This is a genomic window from Paracoccus zeaxanthinifaciens ATCC 21588 (assembly GCF_000420145.1).
Lineage (GTDB): Bacteria > Pseudomonadota > Alphaproteobacteria > Rhodobacterales > Rhodobacteraceae > Paracoccus > Paracoccus zeaxanthinifaciens.
In genome coordinates this window covers 142,182-157,499 of record NZ_ATUJ01000004.1, presented here as the reverse complement: position 1 = coordinate 157,499, position 15,318 = coordinate 142,182, and the positions used below count along the sequence as shown (strand labels likewise).

16 protein-coding genes are annotated in these 15,318 nt (G+C 66.5%); 5 read left to right on the top strand and 11 right to left on the bottom strand.

The window, feature by feature from the left end:
- Positions 1–4 precede the first annotated feature (4 nt).
- The 5 genes from accC to hisA all read right to left on the bottom strand — a co-directional run bounded on the left by accC (position 5) and on the right by hisA (position 3,785).
- Complete coding sequence (gene accC, locus F804_RS0105635; protein WP_022706777.1) at positions 5–1,351, bottom strand: acetyl-CoA carboxylase biotin carboxylase subunit; 1,347 nt, start codon at positions 1,349–1,351, stop codon at positions 5–7.
- Positions 1,352–1,360: 9 nt separating this feature from the next.
- Positions 1,361–1,870, bottom strand: coding sequence for an acetyl-CoA carboxylase biotin carboxyl carrier protein (gene accB / locus F804_RS0105630; RefSeq protein WP_022706776.1), 510 nt, complete (start codon positions 1,868–1,870; stop codon positions 1,361–1,363).
- A 103-nt stretch (positions 1,871–1,973) separates the two neighbouring features.
- The gene (locus tag F804_RS0105625; protein ID WP_022706775.1) at positions 1,974–2,288 is read right to left on the bottom strand and encodes a phosphoribosyl-ATP diphosphatase; all 315 of its coding nucleotides are present in this window, start codon (positions 2,286–2,288) and stop codon (positions 1,974–1,976) included.
- A complete protein-coding gene (gene hisF / locus F804_RS0105620; protein WP_022706774.1) occupies positions 2,285–3,046 on the bottom strand; it encodes an imidazole glycerol phosphate synthase subunit HisF in 762 nt (253 codons plus the stop codon). The genes F804_RS0105625 and hisF overlap by 4 nt, the downstream gene beginning before the upstream one ends.
- Before the next feature lie 22 nt (positions 3,047–3,068).
- Entirely contained in the window at positions 3,069–3,785 is a 717-nt protein-coding gene (hisA, locus tag F804_RS0105615; protein WP_022706773.1) for a 1-(5-phosphoribosyl)-5-[(5-phosphoribosylamino)methylideneamino]imidazole-4-carboxamide isomerase, read from the bottom strand.
- A gap of 141 nt (positions 3,786–3,926) precedes the next feature.
- Here hisA and F804_RS0105610 point away from each other — a divergent pair, with 141 nt between their 5' ends.
- Positions 3,927–4,310 (top strand): DUF2147 domain-containing protein, encoded by a 384-nt coding sequence (locus F804_RS0105610; RefSeq protein WP_022706772.1) that lies wholly within the window; start codon positions 3,927–3,929, stop codon positions 4,308–4,310.
- Positions 4,311–4,356: 46 nt separating this feature from the next.
- Here F804_RS0105610 and F804_RS0105605 read toward each other — a convergent pair whose 3' ends face one another.
- The 3 genes from F804_RS0105605 to F804_RS0105595 form a co-directional block, all read right to left on the bottom strand.
- The gene (locus tag F804_RS0105605) at positions 4,357–5,532 is read right to left on the bottom strand and encodes an NAD-dependent epimerase/dehydratase family protein (protein ID WP_022706771.1); all 1,176 of its coding nucleotides are present in this window, start codon (positions 5,530–5,532) and stop codon (positions 4,357–4,359) included.
- A gap of 84 nt (positions 5,533–5,616) precedes the next feature.
- On the bottom strand, positions 5,617–6,288 hold the full coding sequence (locus tag F804_RS0105600) for an ABC transporter ATP-binding protein (RefSeq protein WP_022706770.1): 672 nt from the start codon (positions 6,286–6,288) through the stop codon (positions 5,617–5,619).
- Entirely contained in the window at positions 6,285–7,535 is a 1,251-nt protein-coding gene (locus tag F804_RS0105595; RefSeq protein WP_022706769.1) for a KpsE/RkpR family capsule polysaccharide export protein, read from the bottom strand. The genes F804_RS0105600 and F804_RS0105595 overlap by 4 nt, the downstream gene beginning before the upstream one ends.
- 287 nt (positions 7,536–7,822) lie before the next feature.
- On the opposite strand from F804_RS0105595, the gene F804_RS0105590 reads away from it, so the two are divergent.
- Positions 7,823–8,677 carry an ABC transporter permease gene (locus F804_RS0105590; RefSeq protein ID WP_022706768.1) on the top strand — a complete coding sequence of 285 codons (855 nt, stop codon included), beginning with the start codon at positions 7,823–7,825 and terminating at the stop codon, positions 8,675–8,677.
- Positions 8,678–8,680: 3 nt separating this feature from the next.
- Here F804_RS0105590 and choV read toward each other — a convergent pair whose 3' ends face one another.
- From choV to choX, 3 genes are all read right to left on the bottom strand, one after another.
- The gene (gene choV / locus F804_RS0105585; RefSeq protein WP_022706767.1) at positions 8,681–9,700 is read right to left on the bottom strand and encodes a choline ABC transporter ATP-binding protein; all 1,020 of its coding nucleotides are present in this window, start codon (positions 9,698–9,700) and stop codon (positions 8,681–8,683) included.
- Positions 9,697–10,545, bottom strand: a complete 849-nt coding sequence (gene choW, locus F804_RS0105580) for a choline ABC transporter permease subunit (protein ID WP_022706766.1) — start codon at positions 10,543–10,545, stop codon at positions 9,697–9,699. The genes choV and choW overlap by 4 nt, the downstream gene beginning before the upstream one ends.
- A 67-nt stretch (positions 10,546–10,612) precedes the next feature.
- Positions 10,613–11,554, bottom strand: coding sequence for a choline ABC transporter substrate-binding protein (gene choX, locus F804_RS0105575; protein WP_022706765.1), 942 nt, complete (start codon positions 11,552–11,554; stop codon positions 10,613–10,615).
- Between the two features lie 88 nt (positions 11,555–11,642).
- Between choX and betI the strand changes: the two genes are divergently transcribed.
- The 3 genes from betI to betA are packed head-to-tail and all read left to right on the top strand — an operon-like array spanning position 11,643 to position 15,293.
- The gene (betI, locus tag F804_RS0105570) at positions 11,643–12,209 is read left to right on the top strand and encodes a transcriptional regulator BetI (protein WP_022706764.1); all 567 of its coding nucleotides are present in this window, start codon (positions 11,643–11,645) and stop codon (positions 12,207–12,209) included.
- Complete coding sequence (gene betB, locus F804_RS0105565; protein ID WP_022706763.1) at positions 12,206–13,651, top strand: betaine-aldehyde dehydrogenase; 1,446 nt, start codon at positions 12,206–12,208, stop codon at positions 13,649–13,651. The genes betI and betB overlap by 4 nt, the downstream gene beginning before the upstream one ends.
- Entirely contained in the window at positions 13,638–15,293 is a 1,656-nt protein-coding gene (betA, locus tag F804_RS0105560) for a choline dehydrogenase (protein WP_022706762.1), read from the top strand. The genes betB and betA overlap by 14 nt, the downstream gene beginning before the upstream one ends.
- The last annotated feature ends 25 nt before the right edge of the window (positions 15,294–15,318 follow it).

The window sequence follows — 15,318 nt, the reverse complement described above, 5'->3', positions numbered from 1 at the left end:
GCCCTCAGGCGAAGTTCTTCTCCAGCCACCGCTCGAGCCAGTGGATGGAGTAGTTGCCGGACTGGATGTCGGGCTCTTCCAGAAGCGCGCGGAACAGCGGGACGGTCGTGTCCACACCGTCCACGATCAGCTCGCCCAGTGCGCGTTCCAGTCGGGCCAGGGCCTCGGTCCGGTCGCGACCATGCACGATCAGCTTGCCGATCAGGCTGTCGTAATAGGGCGGGATCGAATAGCCCTGATAGAGCGCGGAATCCATCCGCACGCCAAGGCCGCCGGGGGCGTGGTACTGGGTGATCTTGCCGGGGCAGGGCGAGAAGGTCGGCACCTTCTCGGCGTTGATCCGAACCTCGATCGAATGGCCGGCGATGGTCAGGTCCTCCTGGCGGAACTCCATCTCGTGGCCGGCTGCGACCAGGATCTGCTGGCGCACGAGGTCCACGCCGAAGATCGCCTCGGTCACAGGATGTTCCACCTGAAGGCGCGTGTTCATCTCGATGAAGTAGAACTCGCCATCCTCGTAGAGGAACTCGATCGTGCCCGCGCCGGCATAGCCGATCTCGGCCACGGCGTCGGCGCAGATCTTGCCGATGCGCGCGCGTTCCTCGGGGCTGATCGCGGGGCCGGGCGCCTCTTCCAGCACCTTCTGGTGGCGACGCTGCAACGAGCAGTCGCGTTCGCCCAGGTGGACCGCGCGGCCCTTGCCGTCACCGAAGACCTGGATCTCGATGTGGCGCGGCTTCTGCAGGTACTTCTCGATATAGACGTCGGGATTGCCGAAGGCGGCCTTCGCCTCGGCCCGCGCGGTGCGGAACGCGACCTCGAGGCCCGCCTCGTCCTTGGCGACCTTCATGCCGCGACCACCGCCGCCCGCCGTCGCCTTGATGATGACGGGATAGCCGATCTGGCCCGCGACGCGCTTGGCATCGTCGACGTCGTTCACGCCGCCTTCGCTGCCCGGAACGCAGGGCACGCCCAGCTTCTTCATCGTGTCCTTGGCGGTGATCTTGTCACCCATGATGCGGATATGTTCCGCACGCGGACCGATGAAGGTCAGGTCGTGGTCCTCGACCATCTGCACGAAGCCGGCATTTTCCGAAAGGAAGCCATAGCCCGGATGGATGGCCTGCGCGCCGGTGATCTCGCAGGCCGAGATCAGCGCGGGCATCGACAGGTAGCTCTGCCCCGAGGGGGCAGGGCCGATGCAGACGGATTCGTCTGCCATGCGGACATGCATCGCATCCGCGTCGGCGGTCGAATGGACCGCGACGCTGGCGATGCCCATCTCGCGGCAGGCGCGGATCACGCGCAGCGCGATCTCGCCCCGGTTGGCGATGAGGATCTTGTCGAACATGGGCTGCCCTTACTCGACGACCATCAGGGGGGCGCCGAATTCGACCGGTGCGCCGTCATCGACCAGGATGCGCTTGACCGTGCCCGCGCGCGGCGAGGGGATGTGGTTCATGGTCTTCATCGCCTCGACGATCATCAGCGTCTCGCCTTCGGCGACGGTCTGACCGATCTGGACGAAGGGCGCGGCGCCCGGCTCGGCGGCCAGGTAGGCGGTGCCGACCATGGGCGAGGTCACGGCGCCCGGAAGGCTGGCCGGATCCTCGTTCGCGGCGGGGGCTGCGGCCGGTGCCGCTGCGGGCGCGGGTGCCGCGGCAGGTGCGGGGGCCGCGGCCGGTGCGCCTGCGGCATAGACGACCTGCTGGCCCTGCTTGGCCAGGCTGACCGTCAGCCGGTCATGTTCGCCATATTCCCGTTCGACCTGAATTTCGCTCAGTTCGCTTGCGTTCAGCAGTTCGGCCAGCGACTGGATGAAGGCCACGTCGCCTTCGTGGTGCTTGCCGTGCTTGGAATCGTTGGTCATGCCGTCCTCTGCCATGTTTTTCGATGCCGCACCTTGGCGGCGATTGCGGCGCTTATAGCCCCTTGCATTGCCCAAGGGGAAGGGTTCTGCGTTTCGAACGGGCCTATTGCCCCCGAGATGCCTTCTCGGCAATGCCCGAAACGCCTTCGCGCCGGGCAAGTTCGTCTTCGACATCCGCCAGCGTAACATCACGCGCCGCCAGCATCACCATCAGATGATAGAGGACGTCCGCCGCCTCGGAGGCAAGGCGCGCGCGATCGCCCTTCACGGCCTCGATGATCGCCTCGACGGCCTCCTCGCCGAACTTCTCGGCGCATTTCTCGGGGCCCTTGGCCAGCAGCTTGGCGGTCCAGCTGCCATCGGGATCCGCGCCCTTGCGGGATTCGATGGTGGCGGCAAGGCGTTCGATGGCGGTCATGTCAGCCTCATGGGGATGCCGGCGGCGGCCATGTATTCCTTGGCCTCGGCGATGGTATGGGTGCCGAAATGGAAGATGGAGGCCGCAAGCACGGCGCTTGCATGGCCTTCGGTCACGCCCTCGACCAGGTGGTCCAGCGTGCCGACGCCGCCCGATGCGATGACCGGGATGTTCACCGCGTCCGCGATGGCGCGGGTCAGACCGATGTTGAAGCCCGATCGCGTGCCGTCGCGATCCATCGAGGTCAGCAGGATCTCTCCCGCGCCCTTCGATTCGACGAGGCGGGCGAATTCCACGGCGTCGATGCCGGTGGACTTGCGGCCGCCATGGGTGAAGATCTCCCACCGGCCATCCGCCACGGTCTTGGCGTCGATGGCGGTGACGATGCACTGGCTGCCGAAGCGGTCCGCCGCGCGGGCCACCACGTCGGGATCGGCCACGGCGGCGCTGTTGAAGCTGACCTTGTCGGCCCCCGCCAGCAGCAGCGCGCGCACATCGTCCGAGGTCCGCACGCCGCCGCCGACCGTCAGCGGCACGAAGCACTGTTCGGCGGTGCGCGTCACAAGGTCGAACATCGTGCCGCGGTTCTCGTGCGTGGCATGGATGTCGAGGAAGCAGATCTCGTCGGCGCCGGCGGCGTCATAGGCGCGCGCGGCCTCGACCGGATCGCCGGCGTCGCGCAGGTCTACGAAGTTCACGCCCTTGACCACGCGACCGTCGGCCACGTCCAGGCAGGGGATGATGCGGGTCTTCAGCATCGCTTCAACCTTTCCTTGGGGATCAGGCCAGCGCGGCCAGCGCCTGGCCCAGGTCCAGCGCCCCGTCATAGAGCGCGCGCCCCGAGATCGCCCCCGAGATGACGCCGGTCGCCTTCAGCGCATGCAGGTCCTCCAGCGAGGACACGCCACCCGATGCGATGACCGGGATGTCCACGGCGCGGGCCAGCGCCTCGGTCGCGGCGATGTTCGGGCCGCCCATCGCGCCGTCGCGGTCGATATCGGTATAGATGATGGCCGCCACGCCCGCATCCTCGAACTGGCGGGCAAGATCGGTCGCCATGACGTCGGTCTCGGTCGCCCAGCCGCGGGTGGCCACGCGACCCGCGCGCGCATCGATGCCGACCGCGATCTTGCCGGGGAAGGCGGCAGCGGCCTCGCGCACGAGGGCGGGGTTCTCGACCGCTACGGTGCCCAGGATGACGCGGGACAGCCCGCGAGAGATCCACGCCTCGATCGTGGCCATGTCGCGGATGCCGCCGCCCAGCTGGGCGGGAATGTCGGTGCGTGCCAGGATCGCCTCGACCGCCTCGGCATTGACCGGACGGCCCGCGAAGGCGCCGTTCAGGTCGACCAGGTGCAGCCACTGCGCACCGGCATCCTGGAAGGCGCGGGCCTGTGCCGCCGGGTCGGTCCCGAAGACGGTCGCAGCCTCCATGTCGCCGCGCAGCAGGCGCACGCAATTGCCGTCCTTGAGGTCGATGGCGGGATAGAGGATCATCTGCAAGCTCCGGGCCTTGGATCGGGGTCGCATCCCTTTGGCATGACAGGCCCCTTGGGGCAAGTGGCGGACCCTACGTTATGCTTGCCAGCCACCCGTGCCGGGACGCAATCTGGGCCATCCTTACAGGGAGGAGGGATCATGCGTCATTTCATTCTGGCCGCAGGCTTCGCGCTGGCGGCGGGGGCGGCTGCGGCCGACCCGATCGAGGGGATCTGGCAGACACAGCCGGACGAGGGGGCCTTCGCCCATGTCACCATCGCGCCCTGCGGCGGCGCGTTCTGCGGCACGATCAGCCGCACCTTCAAGGACGGCGCGGAATACCAGTCGCCGAACCTTGGCCGCCAGATCGTCATCGACATGGCGGCGAAGGGCGGCGGCGCCTATGAGGGCCGCGTGTGGCGACCGGCCAACGACAAGGTCTATAACGGCAAGGCGGTCGTGTCGGGCGACCGGATGAGCCTGTCGGGCTGCGTCGCGGGCGGCCTGATCTGCAAGAGCCAGACCTGGGCCAAGGTCCAGTAACCGTCGGGCACCCGTGGAAAGGGCCGGGTTTCCCCGGCCCGATCCGTCATTCCGCCGCCGTGCGGGGCCGCCACAGCGACAGGCAGGGGATCTTGGTCCGGTCGCAGCGATCGGCATAGCGGCTGGCGATGTCGCGGACCTCGGCCAGCAGCCCGTCCTCCAGCTTGATCGGTTGCAGGCCCAGCCCGAGGAAGCCGTCATTGGCGACATGCAGGTCGTTCTCGTCGGCCTCGTTGCGGGGGTTTTCCTGGAAGGCGATCTGCGTGCCCGTCCGGGCGGCGATCATCTGGGCCAGGTCGCGGACGCGGTGCGTCTCGGTCATCTGGTTCAGGATGCGCACGCGCTCGCCCGCGGCGGGCGGGTTCATCAGCGCCAGTTCGATGCAGCGGCATGTATCCTGGATGTGGATGAAGGCGCGCGTCTGCCCGCCCGTCCCGTGCACCGTCATCGGATGGCCGATCGCCGCCTGCATCAGGAAGCGGTTCAGCACGGTCCCGTAATCGCCGTCGTAGTCGAAGCGGTTGATCAGCCGCTCGTCCCGTGCCGTCTCCTCGGTCTGGGTGCCCCAGACGATGCCCTGGTGCAGGTCGGTGATCCGCAGCCCGTCATTCTTGTTGTAGTAGAAGAAGAACAACTGATCCTGCGTCTTGGTCATGTGATAGATGCTGCCTGGATTCGCCGGATACAGGATCTGCTGCCGATGGGGCCCGTTCGCGGTGTCCACGGTCACGTCCAGATACCCCTCGGGGATCTTCATGCCCGCGGTGCCGTATCCATAGACCCCCATCGTGCCAAGATGCAGCAGGTGGATGTCCTGGCCCGATTCCACGATGGCCGCCAGCACGTCGTTCGTCGCATTCAGGTTGTTGCTGACGGTGTAGCGCTTGTGTCGGCTGGATTTCATCGAATAGGGCGCGGCGCGCTGTTCGGCGAAATGGATGATCGCGTCGGGACGCTCGGACCGGATCAGGTCCAGCAGGCGGTCGTAATCCTGCCCGACCGTCAGATCGACCGCGCGGATGTCCCGCCCCGAGATCTCGGCCCATGCGCGGATGCGTTCGCCAAGCGGCCTGATCGGCGTCAGCGAGGTCACCTCCAGCTCGATGTCGATCTTGCGGCGCGACAGGTTGTCGACGATCACGATATCGTGGCCACGGGCCGAAAGATGCAGTGCGGTGGGCCAGCCGCAAAAACCGTCTCCGCCCAATACGATGATTTTCATGGATTCCCATCTCCTACCTTCGGCGGAGACTAGGCGCGATGTCGAAATTGATCCACCCCTTTGGTATGGGGTGACATGCAATCGTTACATCTGCGAACGCGATTGTTCCATGTTCTCCATGTGCATCGCGATCGCGTCGTCGATATCGTCGAAATAGAACAGCTTGCCTGCCTCGAGCACGGCGCCCGCCTTGCAGACGGCGCGCAGCATCCCCATCGAATGCGACACCACGATGGCGCCCGCGCGGTCCATGCGGTGGTTGAAGACGTGGTTCGACTTGGCCTTGAAGGACGCGTCGCCCACGGCCGACACCTCGTCCACCAGGTAGGTGTCGAAGGGCACGGCCATCGACAGCCCGAAGGCCAGCCGCGACTTCATCCCCGAGGAATAGCTGCGCAGGGGCAGACGGAAATGGTCGCCCAGTTCGGCGAAATCCTCGACGAAGGCCAGCAGTTCCTCGGTATCGATGCCATAGAGGCGGGCGACGAAGCGGCAGTTCTGCTCGCCCGTCAGCTCTCCGCTGAACGATCCGGCAAAGCCAACCGGCCAGCTGATCGTGCCGGTCGACAGGATCTGCCCCGAGGTCGGCAGCATCGCCCCCGAGATCATCCGCAGAAGCGAGGATTTCCCCGCGCCGTTCCGCCCCAGCAGCGCGACCGAGACCCCGGTGGGGAAGGTCGCGGTGATGTTGTCGGCCACCACCTTGCTGCGACCGTTCAGCGTATAGGTCTTGGTCAGGTTTTGAAGCCGGATCATCGCCGGTCGCGCAGGCTGTAGAAGGCGAGGCAGCCGATGATCCAGATCAGCGTCAGGAAGCCGAAGATCATCGCCAGAAGCTGACCGCGCTGCGGGAACTCGGGTTCCTGCGCCAGCGTCGGGCGGATATAGGGCGCAAGATAGCGCGACTGGCGCACGGCCTCGGCGCGGGCGGCCTCGAACGAGGCCAGCGCCGTGGTATAGCTCGTTTCCGCGAATTGCCGATCGACGGCCAGCGTCTCGTACTGGCCGACGACCTCGGACAGGGCGACATCCTCGGTATTGGTGCCGACCTTCTGGCGTTCGTTGTCGATCTGCTCCCGGATGACATCGACGCGCAGTTCCGTCTGCGAGATGCGCGGATCGTCGGGCTGGGCATTGGCCCGCAGCAGCCCGAGCGACACGAGCTGTTCGGCAAGCTGCGTCTGCAGCGAGGTGACGACGCCGACCTGGCCCTGCACGTCGGCCTCGGGGTCGACGATCTGGTACTGGTTGCGGAACTCGGTCACGGCCTGGCGTGCCTCTCGCAGGCGCTCCTGCGCGCGCTCCAGCTCGTCTCGGGCATAGCGCAGGGCATCCTCGCGGCTGATGTCGTTCAGCTCGTTGATGAGGACGGTACCCTCGTCCAGGATCGCCTGCGTGATGTCCTGGGCGTCCTGCGGATCGAAGGCAAGGACGCGCAGGTCGATCATCCCGTCATCGTACTGGATGCGGACCTTGCGTTCCCATTCCCCGACCAGATCCTCGATCGAGTCGTTGCCGGTGAACGAGAAGACGGGATCCCCGGGGGCCTTCGACCAGATTTCGCGCAGGTCCATGCGGCGGTCGACGCGTTCCACCAGGTCGCGGCTCTGGATGAACTTGTAGAGGATGTCGGTGTCGCTGGTCGAGCTGGAGGTGACCCCCACGAGCGAGCTGAGACCGCCCAGCACGTCGGTCGAGCTTCCCGCGCTTTCGGACCGGACCGAGAAGCCCACATAGGAGGCGTACTGGTCCGCCGCCCGCAGGTTCAGATAGGCGCCCGCGATGATCGTGGGCAGCCCGACCACCAGCGCAAAGGCCGCGACCATGCCGCGATGGCGGCGCTTGACCCGCGCGACCGAGGCGGTCGGCGCGACCGGCGCGCCCTGCATCTTGGCGCGGGCCTGCGCGATGCGCTGCTTCTGGGCGGCATTGGTCGCCGCGTCGGATTTCGCGGCCTTCATGCGGTGCATCTGGGCGCCGGCATTCGAGCCCCTGGCCTGCATCGGCCCGCGCCACTTGACTTGCGCACGGTGGCCTTGCGCTCCTTGGAAGCGGTTCTGGTTCTCGACCTGTGCAGGCTTGGCGCTGCGTTCCGGTTCATTGGCCTGCGAGCCTCCGTTCTGCGGGCCGCTTGCATCGGGCCCGGTGCCTTGGGCCGGTGTTTGGTCATCAGCGGACATGCGCTCGCCCCGCCTGTCTTGTTGCATTTGTCAGCATCGTCATACATAAGCACGGTCGACAGTTCCAGTGCCGATCAGACGGCGGGATCGTGAACGCAAGAAGGCGCGGCATGTCCGACACCCGACCTTTCTCCAAGCCGGCATTCCCCCGTCAGACGCGGCCCCAGGGGCAGCGGCAGCTGAAGGAGGTGCGCAAGCATCGCAGCTATGCCAGCCTGCGCGCCATCGGTGCCCTGGTCCTGCGAGAGATGCAGACCAGCAACGGGCGCGGGCGCGGCAGCTATCTCTGGGCGATCCTCGAGCCGGTGGGCGGGATCGTGATGCTGACGATGATCTTCTCGCTCGGGTTCCGGGCGCCGCCGATCGGGACGAATTTCGCGATCTTCTATGCGACGGGCATGGTGCCGTTCATGGCCTACATGGACATCTCGGGGAAGGTGTCGAACGCGATCACCTACTCTAAGCCGCTGCTGGCCTATCCGGCGGTGACCTTCATGGACGCCCTGATCGCGCGGATCCTGTTCAACACGATCACGCACATGATGGTCGCTATCGTGATCTTCGTGGGCATCAGCATGATGATGGAGACGCGGACCCATCCGCAGATCGGCGGGATCGCCCTTGGCATGCTGATGGCCATCGTCTTCGCGACGGGGGTGGGTGTGATGAACTGCTTCCTGTTCCAGGCCTTCATCTGGTGGCAGTCGGTCTGGTCCATCGTGACCCGCCCGCTGTTCATCGTGTCGGGGCTGTTCTTCATCTTCGACGACGTGCCGCAGCCCTATCAGGACTGGCTGTGGTACAACCCCCTGATCCATGTGATCGGGCAGATGCGGCGGTCGTTCTTCGCGTCCTACAGCGGCGATTATGTCAGCCACGCCTATCTGTTCGGCGTGGCGCTGATCCTGATCGCCCTGGGCCTGGCGCTGCTGATCCGGTATCACCGCGACCTGCAATACAGCTGATCGTCAGCCCCGCGGGTCGATCAGGCGGGCCAGCACCGCGGCCCGGGTGATGCGCCCGCCGCCCTGCACGGGAACGGCGGTGTCGCCCGTCAGGCGGTCCATCACGTCGCGGACCGGCATGTCGCGGGGGACGGGCTCGCCCGCAGCCTCGCCGGGTTCGGCGACATCCTCGGCGGTCAGCACGCCAAGCGGGTTCATGTGCGCCACGAAATCCGCCACGTATTCGTTGGCCGGATTGGCGATGATGTCGCGGGCGGTGCCGATCTGGACGATGCGCCCACCCTCCATCAGGGCGATGCGGTTGCCCAGCTTGAACGCCTCGTCCAGGTCGTGGCTGACGAAGATGATGGTGCGCCGGGTCCTGGCCTGCAGCTCCAGCAGCTCGTCCTGGAGGCGCGCGCGGATCAGCGGATCCAGCGCGCTGAAGGGTTCGTCCATCAGCAGGATCGGGGCCTCGGTCGCGAAGGCGCGGGCAAGGCCGACGCGCTGCTGCATGCCGCCCGACAATTCGCCGACCTTGCGGTCCGCCCATTCCGCCAGCCCGACGGTGGCCAAGTGCTGATCGACCCGCTCTCGCCGTTCGGAGGCGCGCAGGCCCGCCAGCTCCAGCCCCAGGCCGACATTGTCGCGCACGCTGCGCCAGGGCAGCAGGCCGAACTGCTGGAAGACCATCGCGACGTTGCGCAGGCGGATCTCTCGCAGGCTCTTGGCGCCGGCGCCGGTCACGCTGACCATGCTGTCGCCCTGCCGGATGCGGACCTCGCCGCGGCAGACGTCGTTGAGCGCGTTCACCGCCCGCAGAAGCGTGGACTTGCCCGATCCCGACAGGCCCATCAGCACGAGGATCTCGCCCTCGGCCACGGACAGCGAACAGTCGTGGACGCCCAGGACCTGGCCGGTCTCGTCCTTGATGGGGCCGCGTTCGAGCCCCTCGTCCATCAGGGGCAGGGCCGACGCGGGGCGGTCGCCGAAGACGATCGAGACGCGGTCGAATTCGACGGCGGTGCGTTCCGTGGCGCTCATTTCCGGCCCTCCATGCGCAGCATCCGGTCAAGCAGGATGGCGACGACGACGATGACGAAACCCGATTCGAAGCCAAGCGCGGTGTTCACGCTGTTCAGGGCGCGCACGACCGGCACCCCAAGCCCCGATGCGCCGACAAGCGCGGCAATCACGACCATGGACAGCGACAGCATGATGGTCTGGTTCAGGCCCGCCATGATCTGGGGCAGGGCGCTTGGCAGTTCGACCTTCCACAGCAGCTGGCGGGGCGTCGCGCCGAAGGCGCGCGCGGCCTCGGTCAGGGCGGCGGGGGTCGAGGATATGCCCAGCTGCGTCAGCCGGATCGGGGCTGGCAGAACGAAGATGACCGTGGCCAGCAGCCCCGGCACCATGCCGATGCCGAAGAAGACGATGGCCGGGATCAGGTAGACGAAGGTCGGCAGCGTCTGCATCAGGTCCAGCACCGGCCGCATCCACGCATAGAGCCGGGGCCGGTGGGCCGCAGCGATCCCGACGGGGACGCCGATCGCCATGCAGACGATGCAGGCCGACAGGACCAGCGTCAGCGATTGCAGCGTTTCCTCCCAGTATCCCTGGTTGAGGACGAACAAGAGGCCCGCGCCCATCAGCAGGCAGACCGAGATCCGCCGTTGCAGCGCATAGGTCAGTGCCATCGCGATCAGGATGAACAGGAAGGGATGCGGCGCCTCGAGCGCGCCCAGAACGCCGTCGATCAGCGCGTCCATCGCGTCCGAGATCGCGTTGAACAGCGGCGCGGCATTGGCGTTCAGCCAGTCGAACACGGCCTTGGCGGTCTTGCCGACCGGGATCTTGTTGTCGGTGACCCACTGGGTGAGCTGCTCCATCTTCGCGCCTCTGCCTGTCGGGAACGGGTTGCCGGGCGCGACGGGTGCCGCGCCCGGTCCGGATGTGTCAGCCTTCCAGCGCGGCGTCCAGCGCCGCCTTCGGATCGTTGCCGTCCACGGTGGTCACGTCGACCAGCCACGGGGTCGCGGCATCGGGATTGGCGGCCAGCCATTCGGCCGCGGCCTCCATCGGGTCCTGGCCGTCGTTCAGGATCTTGCCCATCACCTCGTTTTCCATCGCCAGCGTGAATTCGAGGTTCGACAGCAGCTTGCCGACATTGGGGCATTCCTCGACATAGCCCGCGCGCGTGTTGGTGCGCACCTCGGCACCGCCCAGGTCGGGGCCGAAGATGTCGTCGCCGCCGGTCAGGTAGGTCAGCTCGAACTGGGCGTTCATCGGGTGGGGCTCCCAGCCCAGGAAGACGATCGGATCGCCCGAGTTCTTGGCCCGGCCGACCTGCGCCAGCATGCCCTGTTCGCTGGATTCGACGATCTCGAAGGTCCCAAGGCCGAACTGGTCGCCCGCGACCATCTCCAGCAGCAGGCGGTTGCCGTCATTGCCCGGCTCGATCCCGTAGATCTTGCCGTCCAGCGCGTCCTTCTGCGCCGCGATGTCGGCGAAATCGGCGATGCCCAGATCGGCACCGGCCTTGTTGGTGGCCAGCGTGTATTTCGCGCCGGTCAGGTTCGTGCGGACCGTGTCCACCGTGTCCTCGTCGCGATAGGGGGCGATGTCGGCCTCCATCGTGGGCATCCAGTTGCCCAGGAACACGTCCACGTCGTCGGTGGACAGCGCCGTATAGGTGACGGGCACCGACAGCAGGCGGGTTTCGGTCTCGTATCCCAGTGCCTGCAGCACGGTCGAGGTCAGCGCGGTGGTGGCCGTGATGTCCGACCAGCCCACATCCGAGAAGACCACCGTATGGCACTGATCGGGTTCGGCTGCGGCGGCGGGGAATGTGGCTGCGGCACCCAGTGCGGCGGCCAGTGCAATTCGCGAAAGGGTCATTTTTGGCTCCCTGTTCTTGATTGGTCAGTCAATTAACGCTATGTTGTCCCGGCAAAGCAACGAAAATCTTAAGATTTGTGGTGCAGGAATGCCGAAACTTGGCGCAGAGCCTATCCGAAAAGCAGCGCTGATCAATGCTGCCATCTACGAAGTCGGTCGTGCGGGCTCGCTCGACGTGACCGTGGCGCAGATCGCGAAGAGGGCGGGCATGTCGCCTGCCCTGGCGCATCACTATTTCGGGTCGAAGGAGCAGATCTTCCTGTCGGCGATGCGCTATATCCTGCGCGTCTATGGCCAGTCCGTGCGCGAGGTGCTGCCCGGCCACGGGCCGCGCGGTCGCGTCAACGCCATCGTGCAGGCCAGCTTTGCGCCCCAGAACTTCCAGCGGGAAACGGTCAGCGCTTGGCTAAATTTCTATGCCCTGTCCTTCGTCAACAAGGACGCGGCCCGTTTGCTGGAAATCTATCGCAGTCGCCTGCGCTCGAACCTGATCGTCGCCCTGCGGGGCCTGACCGATCACCCTGAACGCACCGCCGAGACGCTCGGTGCGCTGATCGACGGGGTCTACCTGCGCGCGGTCCTGACACCGGGACCGACCGACGCGGATGCCTCCATGAACATCGTCATGTCCTATCTCGAGGAAACCCTCAAATGAGTCTTTCCGCACAACCCAAGGCCAGCCTTTTCATCGACGGCGAATATGTCGAGGGCGAAGGCCCCGAGCTGGCCGTCCTCTATCCCTTTACCGGCGAAACCATCGCCACCCTGCGCGAGGCATCGCCCGAGCAGGTGGAACGCGCCTGCGCATCCGCACGCCGCGCGCAGGTCGAATGGGCCGCGATGGCCCCGGTCGAACGCGGTCGCATCCTGTCGCGCGCCGTCCGCATCATCGAGGAGCGCAACGAAGAGCTTGCGCGCCTTGAAACGCTGGATACCGGCAAGCCCATCCAGGAAACGCTGGTCGCCGACTGGCCCTCGGGCGCCGAGGCGCTGGAGTATTACGCCGGTCTTGCCGCCACTGTGACGGGGCAGATGATCCCGCTTGGGCAGGACTGGGCCTATACCCGCCGAGAGCCGCTGGGCGTCTGCGCGGGCATCGGTGCCTGGAACTATCCCAGCCAGATCGCCTGCTGGAAGGCCGCGCCCGCGCTGGCGATGGGCAATTCCATGGTCTACAAGCCCTCCGAGGAAACGCCGCTGGGCGCGCTGAAGCTGGCCGAGATCTTCATCGAGGCGGGCGTTCCCGCCGGTGTCTACAACGTCGTGCAAGGCCGCGGCCAGGTCGGCGCGTCGCTGGTCACCAATCCCGATGTCGCCAAGGTGTCGCTGACCGGTTCGGTGCCCACGGGGCGCAAGGTCTATACCGCCGCGGCCGAGGGGATGCGCCATGTCACGATGGAACTGGGCGGCAAGTCGCCCCTGATCGTCTTCGACGACGCCAACCTCGAAGATGCCGTCAGCGCGGCGATCCTGGCGAACTTCTACAGCTCGGGTCAGATCTGCTCGAACGGGACGCGCGTCTTCCTGCAGGAAGGCATCAAGCAGCGCTTCCTCGACCGCCTGGTCGAACGCGTGCGCAACATCCGCATGGGCGATCCGCTGGACCCCGACACCAATCACGGCCCGATGATCAATGCGGCCCAGACCGCCAAGATCCGCGCCATGATCGAGGGGGCCGAGGCTGCCGGCGCGCGCATGGTCTGCGGCGGCACGGGCGAGGGCGCGTTCATCCCGCCCACCGTCTTTGCCGATGCGACCGACGACATGGAGATCGCCCGCGACGAGATCTTCGGCCCGGTGATGACCACGCTGTCCTTCTTCGACGAGGAAGAGGTCGTGCGCCGTGCCAACGACACGGGCTTCGGCCTGGCCGCGGGGGTCTTCACGCAGGACCTGACGCGCGCGCATCGCGTCATCGGCAACCTTCAGGCCGGGACCTGCTGGATCAACACCTACAACCTGACGCCCGTGCAGATGCCCTTCGGCGGCGTCAAGATGTCGGGCGTGGGCCGCGAGAACTCGGCCGCCGCGATCGAGCATTATTCGCAGCTGAAATCGGTCTATGTCGGGATGGGAGGCGTCGATGCACCCTACTGATCTGCCCAAGGCGGCGGCGACCGCCGATTACGTCATCATCGGGGCCGGCAGCGCAGGCTGCGCGCTGGCCTATCGCCTGACCGAGGCGGGTCGCACCGTCACCCTGATCGAGTTCGGCGGCAGCGATATCGGCCCCTTCATCCAGATGCCGGGCGCGCTGTCCTATCCGATGAACATGGAGCGCTACGACTGGGGCTTCAGCTCGGAACCCGAGCCGGGTCTGGGGAACCGCCGTCTTGCGACCCCGCGTGGCAAGGTGCTGGGGGGATCGTCCTCGATCAACGGGATGGTCTTCGTGCGCGGCAACCGCATGGATTACGAGCACTGGCAGGAAAGCGGAGCCGAGGGCTGGGACTATGCCGGCGTGCTGCCCTATTTCAAGCGGATGGAGACGTGGCACGGCGATCCGACCGGGGCGCAGACCTCGGAATGGCGCGGTGACAGCGGCCCGCTGCACGTGTCGCGCGGCAAGCGCAAGAACCCGCTGTTCAACACCTTCATCGAGGCGGGCGAACAGGCGGGCTGGCCCCGGACCGACGATTACAACGGCGAACAACAGGAAGGCTTCGGCCCGATGGAGGCGACGATCTGGAAGGGTCGCCGCTGGTCCACGGCCAATGCCTATCTGCGTCCGGCCAAGAAGTCGGGCAAGCTGACGGTCGTGCGCGGCCTTGCGCGCCGCGTCCTGTTCGAGGGCAAGCGCGCCGTCGGCGTCGAGATCGAGCAGAAGGGCCAGGTCAAGGCCGTCCTCGCCTCGCGCGAGGTGATCGTCTCGGCCAGCTCGATCAACACGCCCAAGCTGCTGATGCTGTCGGGGATCGGCCCTGCCGACCACCTGGCCGAACACGGCATCCAGACGCTGTCGGATCGTCCGGGCGTCGGCGCGAACCTGCAGGACCATCTCGAGGTCTACATGCAGTACAAGTCGCTGAAGCCGGTCACGCTGTACACCTATTACAACCTGCTGGGCAAAAGCCGGGTGGGGATCGAGTGGCTGCTGCAGAAGACGGGCCTCGGCGCGTCGAACCAGTTCGAGAGCTGCGGCTTCATCCGCTCGACCGAGGATGTGCCCTATCCCGACATCCAGTACCACTTCCTGCCGCTGGCCGTCCGTTACGACGGCAAGGCCGCCGCGCAGGGGCACGGGTTCCAGGCGCATGTCGGTCCGATGCGGTCCAAGTCGCGCGGCACCGTGCGCCTGAAAAGCGCCGATCCGAACGCGGCCCCCGAGATCCGCTTCAACTACATGTCGCACGAGGATGACTGGGACGAGTTCCGCGCCGCCGTCCGGCATACGCGCAGGATCTTCGATCAGCCCGCCTTCGCCGAGTATCGCGGCGAGGAGATCCAGCCCGGTGACCACGCGCAGACCGATGCCGAGATCGACGATTTCATCCGCGAGCACGCGGAATCGGCCTATCACCCCTGCGGGACCGCCCGCGTGGGCGCGGTGGACGATCCGATGGCGGTGGTCGATCCGGAACTGCGCGTGATCGGGGTCGAGGGGCTGCGCGTGGCCGACAGCTCGATCTTCCCGCGGATCACCAACGGCAATCTGAACGGCCCGTCGATCATGACGGGCGAGAAGGCCGCCGACCACATCCTTGGACGGCAGATGCTGCGCGAGGATCCGGGCGCCTGACGCCTGAAACAAGAAGGCCCGCGCA